This is a genomic window from Allobosea sp. GW822-FHT05A11 (assembly GCF_058800455.1).
In genome coordinates this window covers 424,965-439,850 of sequence record NZ_JBXAMI010000001.1, presented here as the reverse complement: position 1 = coordinate 439,850, position 14,886 = coordinate 424,965, and the positions used below count along the sequence as shown (strand labels likewise).

Below are 14,886 nucleotides of genomic sequence, written 5' to 3'. Positions count from 1 at the left end.
CACCCGAGGAGGAGGAGCCATGCTCACCATTCTGCCCGCCCCCGACCATGTCGCCGCCTATCGGCTGTCGCAAACGCTCACGGCTGAGGATCTCGACGCCATCATGGCCGATATCGACGCCCGGCTCGAACGTCACGAGAAGCTCGGCATCCTCGCCGACATGACCGATTTCACCGACATGACGCTGGCCGCGGCCTGGAAGGACGCGCGCTACAGTCTCGGCAAGCTCTGGGAGCTCAGGCGCTTCCCCAAGGAGGCCGTGATCACCGACAAGGGCTGGCTCGCCGGCTTCGTCGATCTGCTCGACCCGGCGATCCCCTTCGTCAAGGTCCGCGCCTTCAAGCCCGAGGACTATGACAAGGCCCTGACCTGGGCCGGCGATATCGAGGGCGGCCCGAACGCCTGAGGCTTACGCGGCGCCGCTGCGCGCGAAGGTCTCGTCGAAGGCGTAACCCGCGCCGCGCACGGTGCGCAGCGGGTCCTTGGCGTCGCCCGGCGTGATCGCCTTGCGCAGCCGCCCGACATGGACGTCGACCGTGCGCTCGTCGATATAGACGTCGCGGCCCCAGACGGCGTCGAGGAGCTGGGCGCGCGAATAGACCCGGCCCGGCGCCTGCATCAGGAATTCCAGCAGGCGGAACTCGGTCGGGCCGAGATGCAGTTCGCTCCCGGCGCGCCGGACGCGGCGCGTCGTGCGGTCGAGTTCGAGATCGCCGGCCGCGAGCAACCCTGCGACATGGCCAGGCTTCGCTCTGCGAAGAAGCGCCTGGATGCGGGCGATCAGCTCCGGCAGCGAGAACGGCTTCACGACATAGTCGTCGGCGCCGGTCGCAAGCCCACGCACGCGCTCGGTCTCCTCGCCGCGCGCCGTCAGCATGATGATCGGCACGCGCTCGGTATCGCGCCGCGAGCGCAGCCGGCGGCAGAGCTCGATGCCGGAGAGGCCCGGCAGCATCCAGTCGAGCAGGACCAGATCGGGCGTGGAATCGCGCAGATGCAGCTCGGCGTCATCCCCGCGCGCGACGCTGTCGACCTCGAAGCCCTCAGCTTCGAGATTGTAGCGCAGCAGCAGGGTGAGCGGCTCCTCGTCCTCGACGATCAGGATACGTGCGGCCATGATGGCTTCGACCTCAGTTTCCCGTCACCGCTTCGACCTCGATATTGGTCGTGTCGAGCTTCGGCCGGTTCACGTCGAGGGAATCGCCGGTGACGAGGTAATGGATCGTCTCGGCGATATTGGTGGTGTGGTCGCCGATGCGCTCGATATTCTTGGCGCAGAACAGCAGATGCGTGCAGAAGGTGATGTTGCGCGGGTCCTCCATCATATAGGTCAGGAGTTCGCGGAACAGCGAGGTGTAGAGCGCGTCGATCTCGTCGTCGCGCTTCCAGACCTCGAGCGCCTTCTGCTCGTTGGTCGCGGCATAGGCGTCGAGCACGTCCTTGAGCTGGGCCTGCACGAGGCGGCTGATATGCTCGAGACCGACGACCGCACGATGCGGCGGCTGGAACTGCCCGGCGATGGCGACGGCGCGCTTGGCGATGTTCTTGGCGAGATCGCCAACGCGCTCGATGTCGGAAGCGAGGCGGATCGCCGAGATCAGCTCGCGCAGGTCCTGCGCCAGCGGCTGGCGCCGGGCGATGGTGAGCACGGCCTTTTCCTCGACCTCGCGCTGGAGGTTGTCGAGGCGCTGGTCGGCCGAGATGATCTTCTGGGCGAGCGCGGTGTCGCGGCGAACCAGCGCGACCGTGGAATCGCCCAGCATGCGCTCGGCCATGCCGCCCATTTCAGCGAGGCTGCGGCGGATGCCTTCGAGATCGGTGTCGTAGGAGCGGACGATGTGGTCGGTCATAGGGGTGTCCTCCTCGTCGCCGCTTAGCCGAAACGGCCGGTGACGTAGTCCTGGGTCTGCTTCTTGGCCGGGTTCATGAAGATCGTGTTGGTCGGCGCGAACTCGATGACCTCGCCGAGATACATGAACGCGGTGTACTGCGAGATGCGCGCCGCCTGCTGCATGTTGTGCGTCACGATCGCGATGGTGAAGTCGCTCTTGAGCTGCTCCAGCAGGTCCTCGATCTTGCCGGTCGAGATCGGGTCGAGCGCCGAGGTCGGCTCGTCGAACAGGATCACTTCCGGCTTCTGCGCGATGGTGCGCGCGATGCAGAGGCGCTGCTGCTGGCCGCCGGAGAGGCCCATGCCGGAGCTCTTCAGCTTGTCCTTGACCTCGTCCCAGAGCGCGGCGCGGCGCAGCGCGCCCTCGACACGGTCGTCGAGCTCGGATTTCGGCGGCTTCTCGTAGAGGCGGATGCCGAAGGCGACGTTGTCGTAGATCGACATCGGGAACGGCGTCGGCTTCTGGAACACCATGCCGACCCGCGAACGCAATTCGTTCACGTCGACGTCGTTCGAGATGATGTTGCGGCCGTCGAGCATGATCTGCCCTTCCGCGCGCTGCTCCGGATAGAGCGAGTAGATGCGGTTGAAGATGCGCAGCAGGGTCGACTTGCCGCAGCCGGACGGGCCGATCAGCGCCGTGACGTGACGATCACGGAAGTCGAGATTGATGTTCTTCAGCGCCTTGTGCTCGCCGTAGTAGAAATCGAGGTTCTTCACCGCGATCCGGACGGGCGCCTCGGCATCGAGCGACTGGGGGGAGAGTTCAAGGGTCGAAAGCATCGACATTAAGTCCTCAAGGTCGGTCGCGACCGGGTTGGTTTCAAGCTCTACTTGCTGCCGGCGACGATGCGCCGGGCAACGAGCGAGAGCACGAGGATCGAGACGGTGATGATGAGCGAACCGGCCCAGGCGAGCTGCTGCCAGTTCTCGTAAGGGGCGGAGGCGAACTGGTAGATCGTCACAGGCAGGTTGGAGACGCCGCCCACGAGCGAGGGCGAGAACCAGAAATTGTTGTTGAGCGCGGTGAAGAGCAGCGGCGCCGTCTCGCCGGCGATGCGGGCGAGCGCCAGCAGGATGCCGGTGACCATGCCGGCCTTGGCCGCGCGCCAGGTCACCGAGGTGATCACGACGGAAGGCGGCGCGCCGAGCGCGGCGCCAGCCTCGCGCAAGGGGCCGGGCACGAGGTTCAGCATGTCCTCGGTGGTGCGCACGATCACCGGGATCGCGATGATGCCGAGCGCGACACCGCCGGCCCAGCCGGAATAGCCGCGGAACGGCTCGACCAGGATGACGTAGACGAACAGGCCGATCAGGATCGACGGCGCCGAGAGCAGGATGTCGTTGATGAAGCGGATCAGGTTGGCGAGCTGCGAGCCGCGGCCGTATTCCGCGAGCCAGGTTCCGGCGAGCACGCCGATCGGCGTGGCGATGGCGATGCCGAGGAAGGTCAGCACGAAGGAGCCGACGATGGCATTGGCGAGGCCGCCGCCTTCCGTGCCAGGGCCGGGCGTGACCGCGGTGAAGGTGGCGAGCGAAAGCCCGCCGATGCCCTTCACCACGAGCATGCCGAGGATCCAGAACAGCACGAAGATGGCGATGAAGGTGAAGCCGGTGGCGATGATCTTCATCAGCCGGTCGGCGGTGCGACGGGACTGGCGCACGCGGCCCCAGGGCTGATGCGGCAGTTCGCGAGGCGTGGTCGTCATGGTCATGGGGGGCCTCAGTAGCGCTTGACGCGGGCGACCAGCAGCCGCGCGATGACGAGGACGACGAAGGTGACGAAGAACAGGATGCAGCCCAGCGCGATCAGCGCGTTGAGCTGCAGCCCCAGCGCCTCGTTGAACTCGTTGGCGATGCGCGAGGCGATGGTGGAACCCGGGTCGAACATCGAGGCCGAAAGCCGGTTGGCGTTACCGACGACGAAGGTCACCGCCATGGTCTCGCCGAGCGCGCGGCCGAGGCCCAGCATGACCGCGCCGATGATCGAGACGCCGGCCTGCGGCACCAGCACATGGCGCACGACCTCCCAGGTCGTCGCCCCGATGCCATAGGCGCTCTCGCGCAGCACGGAGGGGATCTGCTCCAGCATGTCGCGAGTGATCGAGGCGATGAAGGGGATGATCATGAAGGCGAGGATGATACCCGCCGTGAAGATGCCCAATCCCGAAGGCGAGCGCGAGTAGAGCACGGTGCCGACGATCGGAAGGCCCTCGACGATGTTCGAGAGCGGGATCTGCACATAAGCCGCGAAGAGCGGCACGAAGACGAACAGGCCCCACATGCCGTAGATGATCGAGGGCACGGCCGCGAGCAGCTCGATCGCGGTCGCGACCGGCTTCTTGAACCAGGCCGGGGCGAGCTGGGTCAGGTAGACCGCGATGCCCAGCGAGAGCGGCACGCCGATCACCAGCGCGATCAGCGCCGTCGAGAGCGTGCCGACGATCGCCGGCCAGGCGCCGTATTGTTCGTTCTGGGTATCCCAGACGCTGGAGGTGATGAAACCGAGACCGAATTCGCGGAAGGCCGGCCAGCCGCCGATGACCATCGAGACCATGATGCCGGCGAGCAGCACCAGCACCAGCAGCGCCGCACCGAAGCTGGCATTGCGGAAGATGGCATCGAAGGTCGCCTTCGGCGTCTTCCGCACGATCGGCGTCGCGCCGGGAATGCTCGTCATGTCGGTTGCTGCGGTCATCCGCGAAGGCTCCGGTGGCATGGCCGGGATCGTCGGAGGGTCCGCCCGATCCCAGCCCTCATCCTGAGGAGCGCCCGAACAGGGCTCCTCAGGATGAGGGCTCGAAGAGTGCGGCAAGGCGGGTCGAACCCCGCCTCGCCTTGTCGATCGCAGCGATCAGAAGATCGGCTTGCCGGCCGTGTCGGTCACGCCCTTCCAGGCGTTGCGGACCTGGTCCTTCACGTTCGTCGGCAGGGCGACGTAGTCGAGCTCGCTCGCGAGCTTGTCGCCGTTCTTGTAGACCCAGTCGAAGAATTTCAGAGCGGCCTGCGTCTCTTCCGGCTTCTCCGGCTTGGCATAGACCAGGATGAAGGTCGCCGAGGTGATCGGCCAGGCATCCGCGCCCTTCTGGTTGTTGAGCGAGATGCCGAAGCCCGGCTGCTCGTTCCAGTTGGCATTGGCGGCGGCGGCCTGGAAGGCCTTCTCTTCCGGCGCCGGGAAGTTGCCGTCGGCATTCTTCACCAGGGCGTGGGAGAGCTTGTTCTGCTTGGCATAGGCATATTCGACATAGCCGATCGAGTTGGCGACCTGCTTGACCGAGGCCGAGACGCCCTCGTTGCCCTTGCCGCCGATGCCGACCGGCCACTGGACCGACTGGTTGGCGCCGATCTTGGACTTCCACTCGGCCGAGGCCTTGGAGAGGTAGTCGGTGAACACGAAGGTCGTGCCCGAGCCGTCCGAGCGGTAGACCGGGTTGATGTTCGCGTCCGGCAGGGTGACGCCGGCATTGAGCGCGACGATCTTCGGGTCGTTCCACTTCTTGATGTCGCCCAGATAGATCTGGGCGATGATCTCGCCCGAGAGCTTGAGCTTGCCGGGCTCGACGCCGGCGATGTTCACGGCCGGCACGACGCCGCCCATCACGGTCGGGAACTGGATCAGGCCGTCCTTGGTCAGGTCTGCGCCCTTGAGCGGGGCATCGGTGGCACCGAAGGCGACGGTCTTGGCCTTGATCTGGCGGATACCGCCACCCGAGCCGATCGACTGGTAGTTCAGGCCGATGCCCGTCTCCTTCTTGTAGGCCTCGGCCCACTTCGCATAGATCGGGAAGGGGAAGGTCGCGCCGGCACCGGTGATGTCGGCGGCCTGGGCGGAACCGGCGATCCCGACGGCAACGGCCGCGAGAACAAGAATCTTGCGCATGTGAGAAGTCCTCATCTGATCGCTGTTTGCAGCGACCCTGTCAGAACACCCTCTGTATGACAGCCAAATGACAGTTCGTCATGAAAGCTGTCATGAATGGCTGTCATGCACGGATCAGCCGTTGGCGCGCCCCGCCTCGAAGCGCGGCAGGATCGCCCGGAAGGTCGCCCCCTCACCCGACTTGCTCTCGATCGTCAGCCGGCCGCGATGGCGCAGCACGATGTGCTTGACGATCGCAAGCCCCAGCCCGGTGCCGCCCGCTTCGCGGCTGGCTGCGGTGTCGACCCGATAGAAGCGCTCGGTCAGGCGCGGCAGGTGCTCCGGCGCGATACCTGGCCCGTCGTCGCGCACGCTGAAGCTCGCCTCGTTCTCGCCGGCGTCGACGGTGACCGCGACCTCCCCGCCCGGCTTGCCGTATTTGATGGCGTTCTCGACGAGGTTTTCCATCAGGCGCAGCAATTCGTCGCGATCGCCCGGCACCTGCAACGCCTCGCGCGGCGTCTTCAGCACCAAGGCGACCTGTCGCTCGCGGGCCATCAGCGTCAGCGAATCCACGATCTCGCGGGCGATACCCGCCAGATCGACCGGGGTATCCGGCGCGACATGGGCGCGCTGCTCGATCCGCGACAGCGAGAGCAGGTCGTCGACCAGCCTGGCCATGCGCAGACCCTGCTCGCGCATGATCCCGAGAAAGCGCTCGCGCGCCCGCTCGTCGTTGCGCGCCGGGCCTTGCAAGGTCTCGACGAAGCCGAGCAGCGAAGCCAGCGGCGTGCGCAGTTCATGGCTGGCATTGGCGACGAAATCGACGCGCATGCGCTCGATCACGCGCTGCTCGCTCAAATCCTGGAAGGTGAGCAGCGTCGCATGGCGCAGGCCGCTGTCGCGCAGCGCGGCGATATGGATGCGGAAGGTCCGCTCCACCGGCACGCGCTCGATGAGCTCGATGGTCTTGGCGCCCCCCTCGATCGCGACCTGCTCGATCGCGTCGTTGAGGTCGGGATCGCGCAGCACCAGCGCCAGGAGCTTGCCGGCCGCCAGCCCCGGGATCAGCGCCTGCATGGCCGGGCTCAGCGCCTGCGCCACACCCTGCCCGTCGAGCAGCACGGCCGGCGCGCCGAGCGCCTCGACCACGTCCCGCACCAGCGCGGCATTGGAAGCGGAAAGGTTGACCATGCAAAGCCCGGAGACAGACGGCGGATGCCGACGGGGCCTCTTCCTGAGCGGAACAGCGGCAGGCGTCAATTCCCTTCCGCGAGCTAGCCGGCTAGGCTGATCCAAAGCGGAGAACAGGACGATGGCCAAGAAATTCTCGGATCCGGGCGCGAAGGAATCTGTCGTCGTTCCGTCGGAGGAGCACGGCAAGCCAGCCAAAACCCGCACCAGATCCAAAAAGCCGAAGGGCTTCGACATCGAGGCCGACAGCCTGCCGGAAGCCATCATCGACGCGGCCTATCACAGCGGCAATTACCCCTATGGCAAGCGGATGAAGCGCAAGCGCTACAACCGCGAGATGGAGCCGCTGCAGATCGAATTGCAGAAGCTGACGCGCTGGGCGAGCAAGCATGGCGAGCGCATCGTCATCGTCTTCGAGGGCCGCGACGGCGCCGGCAAGGGCGGCACCATCGCCCGCTTCACCCAGCATCTCAATCCGCGCCAGGCCCGCATCGTCGCCCTGTCCAAGCCCTCCGATACGGAGAAGGGCCAGTGGTATTTCCAGCGCTATGCCGCGCAGATGCCGACAGCCGGCGAGATCGTGTTCTTCGACCGCTCCTGGTACAACCGCGCCGGCGTCGAGCGCGTCATGGGTTTCTGCAAGCCGGAGGAGACCGAGCATTTCCTCGATGAGGCCCCCGCCTTCGAGGGCATGCTGGCGCGCGACGGCATCCGCCTGATCAAGCTGTTCCTGACCATCGGCCGCGAGATGCAGATGACCCGCCTGCACGCCCGTTGGCATGATCCGCTCAAGCGCTGGAAGCTCTCGCCGATCGATTTCGAGTCGGTCCCGCGCTTCGACGACTATTCCCGCGCCTTCGACGAGATGCTCTCCCGGACCTCGACCAAAGCCGCGCCCTGGCATGTCGTGCGCAGCAACGACAAGCTCCGCGCCCGACTGAACGCCATCCGGCACGTCCTGCGCGCAATCCCCTACAAGGACAAGGACGAGGCCGCGATCGGCACGCTCGACGAGGAGATCGTCATCCCCGTGAGCCGCTATCTCGACAACGGTGGCGAACCCGAAAGCCATTGATCCCGGCCTGTGAAATCGCTCCTGCCGGATTCCGGTCACAGAATCGGGTGATCTTCCGGCTTCGACCGGAGCGGAGACGAGCAACCGGCCCATGGCGACCACGGCTTTCGCAAGCCTGCGGCGATCCTTCGCGTCGAAGCTGACGATCGGCATCGGCGGCTTGCTGGCGCTTGGGCTGACCACCGCTCAGACCCTGCGCGAGGCGATGCCACCCGCCAACCTTCCGGCTGCGCAGGCCGGGCAGCCCATCGAGGCCGGGCGCTGGCAACTCGTCATTCGCGAGGCCGGATTGAGCAGCGCCCCGCGCCCCGACGGCTATCGCGGACGGCCCGGCACGACGGCGCTCAGCGTTGATCTCGACCTGATGAACCGGAGCTCGGAGAGCAGCAACGCAATTGCCCGCATCCTGAGCTTCGATCCGCCAATCGCCGGCCTTTCGCCTTTGCCCACCGCTTATCTGCTGCGCGACGGCGCCATCCTCGGCGCCCTGCAACCGGGCTTGCCGGAGCGTATCCGCATGGTCTGGGACTTGCCGGAAGCTGCGCCGGCGCCTGAAGCCATCCGCGTCGTCGTCACCGGCGAGACCTTCAAGCCGCGCGACAATCTCCTCGCCGCGCCAGGCTGGTTCAATCGGAAGCCCGTCGCCGCGATCACCTTGCCGCTGCGAACGGAAGGCGGCGGCTCATGATCCTCGCCCGCGTCACCGCGCTCGCCGTCGCGGCGCTGCTCCTCTTCGCCCTGCAGCAGACCACGCCGGGCTATAGCGAGATCACCGGCCCGATCACGCAGCACGGCGTCGCCGGCGCGACCGCAAATGCCCGCGGCTTCACCCTGCGTGTCGAAAAGGTCGTCCTGGCGGAGCGCCTGCGCTGGCAAGCCTTCGGCCGCAGCTACGACCGTGACACCGGCGGGCTCTGGGCCGTGGCCGTCGTGGAGGTCGAGGGCACCCCCGCCACCACGGCACTCAGCGGCGCAACCTGGCTGGCAGCGTCCGGCCTGCGCTTCGAGGCAAGCGAGCGGGCCGAGTCGGTCCGTGGCTTCCTGCGCGGCAGGCGCCTCGAACCCGGCCTGCCACAGCGGGGCCTGCTGATTTTCGAGATCGGCCGCGACGCGGCGCGCAATGGCGCCCTGCTCGTCTCGATGTCGCGCTGGCCGCGCCTCGACACGCAATTGCGCATCACGATCCCCGACGAGCGTATCGAGCAGGCCGAAACCCTCGACCTGGAAACGCTGACATGACGGACGCGACCGTAGCCGAACCCGCGGCGAAGCCGCCGCCGAACTGGCGCAGGCGCTGTCTCTGGGCACTGCCGATCGTCCTGCCGCTGGCCTTGTTCGTGCAGGCGCGCAAGACCGTCTCGGCCTGGGCCGGAGCCAGCGATCTCGTCGCGCAGACCTCGCCGTTCGACCGGCCCGCTCCCCTCGCCGGCGCCGAATGGCGCATCGTCAGTCTCCAGCGCATCGCCGAACGGCCGAATGGCTCTGCCGTCGCGCTGCTGCGCCTCGAGGCGAAGGTGCTGGATGCGGAGAGCGTTGCGCAGCCGCCCTGTCGCATCGCCTTGCTCGCCCCGGACGGCCGGCGCTGGCAGCCCGCCTTCCTGGCGCCGAGCGAGGCGAGGCGCGTTCTCAGCCGCGACAAGGACCAAGGCAAGACCTGCGGTCCCGCCTTCCTCGGCAAGCCGGTTGCCGGCTCGACCGCCGCGATCACCGAGAGCTTCATCCTGCCGACATCGGCCTTCGCGACGGCCGATGTCACGATCAGCCTGCCGGCGTCGCGGCCGCGCTACCTTCGCTTTGCGCGGACGAACTGAGCGCCTCGACCCGCTTTGCCGATGCCTGCTCCACCACGGCCGCGATGAGGCAGATGCGCAGCGCCTCGACCAGGATGCCACCGCGGATATCGCTGGGCCCGCCCAGGAAGAAGGCGATGATGCTGGCCAGCGCCTGCCAGGCCGGCAGCTCCTGCGGCCCGATCAGATGCGCGAGGCCGATCCAGCCCCAGGCCGCTGCCCAGCCGATAAGGCGGTAGAGCAGGACGAAGCCGATCAGCACCGCGAGCCCGGCCCCGAAGGCGAGCCGCACGCTGTTGGCGATCGGCAGGTAGCGGGAGCGGTAGCCGGCGACGAAATGGTCGAGGAACTCGCGCAGGAATTTCGGCAGTCGCCCATAGCGCGACAAGGCCGCCGCGGTGCGCCGGTGGCCACTCAGGGCCGCCGCGTCCTTCATGTCGAAGCCGTAGATCACCGCCGCCATCAGGAGCCAGACCAGCGGCAGCAGGGCATAGAGGAAAAGCCCCTGCGCGCTGCTCTGCAAGGAAGGCGGCGCGAGATCGACCGCGACGGGCGTCGCCGCCTGCGCCTTGCCGATCAGCCCGAGAAGAAGGTCGCGCGCCCGGATCAGATAGGGCAGCGGCCCACCTGTGCCGATCCAGGCCCAAGCCGCATTCTTCCACCCCGCGAGCGCATAGAGACCGACGAAGATCCAGTTGGCGTCGCAAAGCACGATGACGAATTGCCAGGCCGGGCGCGAGCTGCGCGTCTGCATCAATTTCGCCAGCCTGCGCATCCCGAAGGCGAGCGCGACCGCGATGCCGAGCCAGAGCGTCGCCGGGACGTCGAACAGCGACACTTTCTGGCCGAGATCGGCCATCTCCAGCGCCAGCAGTGAATAGTCCCGTACGGTGTCGCCGAGAAAGCCCCAGGCCGCGTAATAGGCAAAGAAGGGAATGATCGCGATCGCGACCACGCCGAGCCAGTCCGGGTCCTTCGCCGCGATGTCGGCAGCTCCTGCGCGCGGCTTCACCGGAAACAGCGCGGCCACCGCCGGCATCGCCGGGCGCAGCGACAGGAACATCGCGACGACCGTGATGAGCCTCGCCAGCACGATCGCCGAGAGCACGACGAAGCCGGCGAGCGCGTTAGCAAAGCCCGCCTTCACCGCCAGCGGCATCAGGAGGTCCGTGACGAGCGCCCCGCCGGCAGCGACGCAGAGGAGCATCGGCCAGCCGAAGCGCCACAGATGGATGAATTGCCGAGTGAGGTCGCCGATCTCGCGCATCGGCGCCAGTCTAGGCGATCGCTCCCGCATGGCGAACCCGGCCCGGGCGCATTGCTGACACGCCCTGCCAGGAACAAGCCCCCCGTCAGCGCCCCATGATCAGTTGCGGCAGCCAGGTCGTCAGCGGCGGCCAGAGCGTAATCGCGATCAGGACCGCGATCAGCGGCGCCAGCCAGGGCACGATCGCCCGCGACATCGCCTCGAAGGAGATGTTCGCCACCTTCGAGGTCACGAACAGCACCACGCCTACGGGCGGCGTGATCGTGCCGATCATCAGGTTGAGCACGAAGATCAGCCCGAACTGGATCGGATCGATGCCGAACTGTGCCGCCGCCGGCGTCAGGATCGGGATCAGGATCAGCATCGCCGCCAGCGCTTCCATGAAGCAGCCGACGAAGAGCAGCAGCAGGTTGACGATCAAGAGGTAGACGATCGGGCTGCCGGCAAGCTCGACCAGCGCCGGCCCGACCACCTGCGGAATCCGCGAGATCGACAGGCACCAGCCGAGCGCCGCCGCCGCCATCACCAGCGCCAGCACGACACCGGTGGTTTCGACGGTCTGGACCACGAGCTCCGGCAGGGTCTTCAGCGAGAAGCTGCGATAGACGAAGAGGCCGAGCACCAGCGCATAGGCGGTCGCCACCGCTGCCGCCTCGGTCGGCGTGAAGATGCCGCCCATCATGCCGCCGAACAGGATGACCGGCGTCATCAGCGCCCAGTGCGCCTCCCTGTAGGCGACCCAGAGCTGGCGGAACCCGGGGAACGGATGGCGCGGCAGGTCACGCTTCCTGGCGATGTAGACGACCATCGCCATCAGCGCGCCGGCCATCAGCAGGCCGGGAATGATGCCGGCGATGAACAGCCCGCCGATCGAGACATCGGCTGTGACGCCATAGATCACCATCGGCAGCGAGGGCGGGATGATCGGCCCGATCGTCGCGGAAGCCGCCGTGATCGCGGCCGCCGTCTCGGCATCGTAGCCCTCGTCTCGCATCGCCTTGATCTCGAGCGTGCCGACGCCGCCGGCATCCGCCACGGCCGAGCCCGACATGCCCGCGAAGATCACGCTGGCGAGGATATTGGCATGGCAGAGCCCGCCGCGCATGAAGCCGACGCAGGCGGTGGCGAAGCCGAAGATCCGGTCGGTGATCCCCGCCGAGTTCATGATGTTGCCCATCAGGATGAACAGCGGCGCCGCCAGCAGCGGGAAGGAATTGGCGGATTGCGCGATCTTCTGCGGCACGATGCCGAGCGGGAAGCCGCCGAGGAAGACGAAGGCGACGGCCGCGAGCCCCATCGAGACGAAGAGCGGCACGCCGATCATCAAGGCCAGGAACCAGACCGGCAGGATCTGCAGCATCAGCGTGGTCATAGCGCCTGCACTCCGGGTTCCGCGACCTCGACCTTGCGCCCGGCCAGCACGTCGCCGATCTCGGCCAGCGCCTGCAGGATCAGCGCCAGCGCGGCGAAGGGCATGACGATGTAGAGCGCCGCCGAGCTGACCGGCAGCGCGATCGATTCCACGTCCCAGGTCCGCTCGATCAGGCCCCAGGAGTAACGCAGCAGCACCGCCGCGAAGACGATCACCGAGGCTTGCGTCGCGATCTCCAGCACCGCCTGTGCGGCGCGCGGCAACCGCGTGGCGAAGACCATGATGCGGATATGCGAACGCCGCCGCGCCGCGATGATCCAGCCGACGAAGCCGGTCCAGACCAGCAGGTACTGCGCCAGCTCGTCCGACCAGGCCAGCGGCTGGTTGATCTGGCGGAAGAACACGCCGAGCACCACGACGGCGAGCAGCGTCAGCAGGAGCACGACCGCGGACCAGTAGACCAGCCGGTCCGCCAGGGCGGCGAGGGATTTCATCGGATGACCAGCCATGTCCTGATGCTCGGATGAACGGGAGGGCACATATGTGCGGCTCGCGCCGTCATGCTCGCCCTTGTGGCGAGCATCCACGTCTCGAGCGCAACCCGTCGGGGATGAAGACGTGGATGGTCGGGACGAGCCCGACCATGACGAAGCGGTTCCGCCACTGGCAGTGCCTTACAGCGCCGCCAGCGCGTCCCAGGTGCCCTTGCCCCATTTGCTCTCGAACTGCTTGGGCAGGCTCGCCAGCACAGGCTTGGAGAAGCTTTCCAGATCGGGCTCGGTCACGGTCATGCCGCCCGCCTTCAGCGTCGCGACGAGGCTGTTTTCCTGGCTGGTCAGCTCCGCGTCCTGCCAGGCGACGCCATCGGCGATCGCGGCTTCCACCACGGTCCGGTCGGCGTCCTTCAGCCCCTTCCAGAAATCGCTGTTCACGATGACGAGCCGTGGCGTGATGATGTGCCCGGTCAGGATCAGGTGCTTCTGAACCTCCTGCAGCTTGGCACTGTGGATCGTCGGCAGCGGGTTCTCCTGCCCGTCGACGGCGCCCTGGCTGAGCGCGAGATAGAGCTCGTTGAAATTGACCGGCGTCGCCTTGGCGCCCCAGGCTTCGACCATGGCGCGGAAGGTGTCGACCGGCGGCACGCGCAGCTTCAGTCCCGCGACATCAGCCGCGCTCTTCACCGCCTTCGATCCGGTCGTCAGGTGGCGCTTGCCGTAATAGGTCACCGCCATCATGCGCATGCCGCGCTTCTTCTCGAGCTCGGCATTCATCTGCGTGAACACCGGCGCCTTGGCGACCTTCGACATATGAGCCGCGTCGCGCCAGAGATAGGGCGCTTCCACCACCGAGAGCTGCGGCAGGAAGGAGCCCAGCGCCGCCGCGCCATCGGTCGTCATGGTCAGCGCGCCCGAGGAAACCGATTCCATCATGTCCTTACCGGAGCCGAGCTGGCCGGCCGGGAAGGACTGGATATCGACGCGGCCCGAGGTCTTCTCCTTCACCTGCTTGGCGATGCGCTCGACCATCTGCACCTGCGGATGCGTCGCCGGCAGCATCTCGCCCCAGCGCAGCACCGTCGCCTGCGCCCTTGCGACCGCCGGCATGAACACCGTCGCGCCGACAGCGGCGGAACCCTGGAGCAAGCTGCGTTTCGTCAGTCTGGTCATCGTCGCTTCCCTCCCGAGCGGCCGGTTTTCCGGCTCGTCGTCATGCTGTGCTGCGTGGTTGTCCTTAAGTCGTCAGTACTGCATCGCCCTGGCGCGAGCGTTGCCGATATGGATGCTCATTTCGTCCGATGCCCGTTCTGGGTCGCGGCTCTCGATCGCGGCGATGATCTTGAGATGGTCCTGCATCACCGGCACCAGGATGTGGTTCTGGATGCGCGTCTCGTATTGGCGGATCAGCCTGATCTTGAGCCAGGTCACGCGGAAGGCCTGGCTGACGATGTCGTTGTCGAGATGGTCGATGATCGCCTCGTGCATCAGCCGGTCGACATCCTCGGCATCCTCGATCAGCCGCTCGTCGCCGCCGGCTTCCGCCCGCGCGATGATCGCCTCGTGACGGGCGCGCTGCTCGGCGATCTCCTCATCCGTCGCGTTCTGCGTGTAGAGCGCCGTCGCCTCCCTTTCCAGGAAGAGCCGGAACTGGAAGGCGTTGCGGATCAGGTTGAGATCGACATGGGCGACCTGCATGCCGCGCTGCGGCACGGTCTTGATCAGCCCCTCAGCCTCCAGTCGCGGCACCAGCTCGCGGATGGCGCCGAGCGGAAACCCCGTCATCGCCACGAGCTCGCGCTGGGTCACGAACTGGCCGGGCTTGATCTCGCGCGCCAGCAATCGCTCGGTGAAGGAGGCATAGGCGCGCTCCCTCAGCTTCAGCGGCTCGCCCTCGCGCGGTTCCTGCTCCGGCTCGCTCACGACCCCTCCTTCCGGCATTAC

At 67.0% G+C, this 14,886-nt stretch carries 17 protein-coding genes; 5 read left to right on the top strand and 12 right to left on the bottom strand.

The window, feature by feature from the left end:
* Nucleotides 1–19: 19 nt before the first annotated feature.
* Nucleotides 20–406 carry a SpoIIAA family protein gene (locus AC1RLU_RS02150; RefSeq protein ID WP_061969980.1) on the top strand — a complete coding sequence of 129 codons (387 nt, stop codon included), beginning with the start codon at nucleotides 20–22 and terminating at the stop codon, nucleotides 404–406.
* 3 nt (nucleotides 407–409) lie between these two features.
* Here AC1RLU_RS02150 and phoB read toward each other — a convergent pair whose 3' ends face one another.
* The 7 genes from phoB to AC1RLU_RS02115 form a co-directional block, all read right to left on the bottom strand.
* Nucleotides 410–1,117 carry a phosphate regulon transcriptional regulator PhoB gene (gene phoB / locus AC1RLU_RS02145; protein ID WP_061969982.1) on the bottom strand — a complete coding sequence of 236 codons (708 nt, stop codon included), beginning with the start codon at nucleotides 1,115–1,117 and terminating at the stop codon, nucleotides 410–412.
* 13 nt (nucleotides 1,118–1,130) lie between these two features.
* Nucleotides 1,131–1,850: a phosphate signaling complex protein PhoU gene (phoU, locus tag AC1RLU_RS02140; RefSeq protein ID WP_091856981.1), complete on the bottom strand. Its 720-nt coding sequence runs from the start codon at nucleotides 1,848–1,850 to the stop codon at nucleotides 1,131–1,133.
* A gap of 23 nt (nucleotides 1,851–1,873) precedes the next feature.
* Nucleotides 1,874–2,680: a phosphate ABC transporter ATP-binding protein PstB gene (gene pstB, locus AC1RLU_RS02135; protein ID WP_113584893.1), complete on the bottom strand. Its 807-nt coding sequence runs from the start codon at nucleotides 2,678–2,680 to the stop codon at nucleotides 1,874–1,876.
* Nucleotides 2,681–2,721: 41 nt separating this feature from the next.
* The gene (gene pstA / locus AC1RLU_RS02130) at nucleotides 2,722–3,606 is read right to left on the bottom strand and encodes a phosphate ABC transporter permease PstA (RefSeq protein ID WP_492793664.1); all 885 of its coding nucleotides are present in this window, start codon (nucleotides 3,604–3,606) and stop codon (nucleotides 2,722–2,724) included.
* A gap of 8 nt (nucleotides 3,607–3,614) precedes the next feature.
* Complete coding sequence (gene pstC, locus AC1RLU_RS02125) at nucleotides 3,615–4,589, bottom strand: phosphate ABC transporter permease subunit PstC (RefSeq protein ID WP_061969987.1); 975 nt, start codon at nucleotides 4,587–4,589, stop codon at nucleotides 3,615–3,617.
* A 156-nt stretch (nucleotides 4,590–4,745) separates the two neighbouring features.
* Nucleotides 4,746–5,771 carry a phosphate ABC transporter substrate-binding protein PstS gene (gene pstS, locus AC1RLU_RS02120; RefSeq protein ID WP_061969988.1) on the bottom strand — a complete coding sequence of 342 codons (1,026 nt, stop codon included), beginning with the start codon at nucleotides 5,769–5,771 and terminating at the stop codon, nucleotides 4,746–4,748.
* A gap of 114 nt (nucleotides 5,772–5,885) precedes the next feature.
* Nucleotides 5,886–6,944, bottom strand: a complete 1,059-nt coding sequence (locus AC1RLU_RS02115) for an ATP-binding protein (protein WP_492793663.1) — start codon at nucleotides 6,942–6,944, stop codon at nucleotides 5,886–5,888.
* A 121-nt stretch (nucleotides 6,945–7,065) separates the two neighbouring features.
* Here AC1RLU_RS02115 and ppk2 point away from each other — a divergent pair, with 121 nt between their 5' ends.
* The 4 genes from ppk2 (at nucleotide 7,066) to AC1RLU_RS02095 (ending at nucleotide 9,830) form a co-directional block, all read left to right on the top strand.
* A complete protein-coding gene (gene ppk2 / locus AC1RLU_RS02110) occupies nucleotides 7,066–8,019 on the top strand; it encodes a polyphosphate kinase 2 (RefSeq protein ID WP_492793662.1) in 954 nt (317 codons plus the stop codon).
* Between the two features lie 91 nt (nucleotides 8,020–8,110).
* Nucleotides 8,111–8,707, top strand: coding sequence for a hypothetical protein (locus tag AC1RLU_RS02105; RefSeq protein WP_492793661.1), 597 nt, complete (start codon nucleotides 8,111–8,113; stop codon nucleotides 8,705–8,707).
* Nucleotides 8,704–9,258 (top strand): hypothetical protein, encoded by a 555-nt coding sequence (locus tag AC1RLU_RS02100; RefSeq protein ID WP_492793660.1) that lies wholly within the window; start codon nucleotides 8,704–8,706, stop codon nucleotides 9,256–9,258. Before AC1RLU_RS02105 ends, AC1RLU_RS02100 begins: the two co-directional genes overlap by 4 nt.
* Complete coding sequence (locus tag AC1RLU_RS02095) at nucleotides 9,255–9,830, top strand: hypothetical protein (protein WP_492793659.1); 576 nt, start codon at nucleotides 9,255–9,257, stop codon at nucleotides 9,828–9,830. The genes AC1RLU_RS02100 and AC1RLU_RS02095 overlap by 4 nt, the downstream gene beginning before the upstream one ends.
* On the opposite strand, the gene AC1RLU_RS02090 is transcribed toward AC1RLU_RS02095, so the two are convergent.
* From AC1RLU_RS02090 to AC1RLU_RS02070, 5 genes are all read right to left on the bottom strand, one after another.
* Nucleotides 9,778–11,076 (bottom strand): hypothetical protein, encoded by a 1,299-nt coding sequence (locus AC1RLU_RS02090; protein ID WP_492793658.1) that lies wholly within the window; start codon nucleotides 11,074–11,076, stop codon nucleotides 9,778–9,780. The genes AC1RLU_RS02095 and AC1RLU_RS02090 overlap by 53 nt on opposite strands.
* An 85-nt stretch (nucleotides 11,077–11,161) precedes the next feature.
* The gene (locus AC1RLU_RS02085; RefSeq protein ID WP_061970000.1) at nucleotides 11,162–12,448 is read right to left on the bottom strand and encodes a TRAP transporter large permease; all 1,287 of its coding nucleotides are present in this window, start codon (nucleotides 12,446–12,448) and stop codon (nucleotides 11,162–11,164) included.
* Nucleotides 12,445–12,942, bottom strand: coding sequence for a TRAP transporter small permease (locus AC1RLU_RS02080; protein WP_492793657.1), 498 nt, complete (start codon nucleotides 12,940–12,942; stop codon nucleotides 12,445–12,447). The genes AC1RLU_RS02085 and AC1RLU_RS02080 overlap by 4 nt, the downstream gene beginning before the upstream one ends.
* 180 nt (nucleotides 12,943–13,122) lie before the next feature.
* Nucleotides 13,123–14,115: a sialic acid TRAP transporter substrate-binding protein SiaP gene (locus AC1RLU_RS02075; protein WP_492793656.1), complete on the bottom strand. Its 993-nt coding sequence runs from the start codon at nucleotides 14,113–14,115 to the stop codon at nucleotides 13,123–13,125.
* A 72-nt stretch (nucleotides 14,116–14,187) separates the two neighbouring features.
* Nucleotides 14,188–14,883, bottom strand: a complete 696-nt coding sequence (locus AC1RLU_RS02070) for a GntR family transcriptional regulator (protein ID WP_492793655.1) — start codon at nucleotides 14,881–14,883, stop codon at nucleotides 14,188–14,190.
* Between the last annotated feature and the right edge of the window lie 3 nt (nucleotides 14,884–14,886).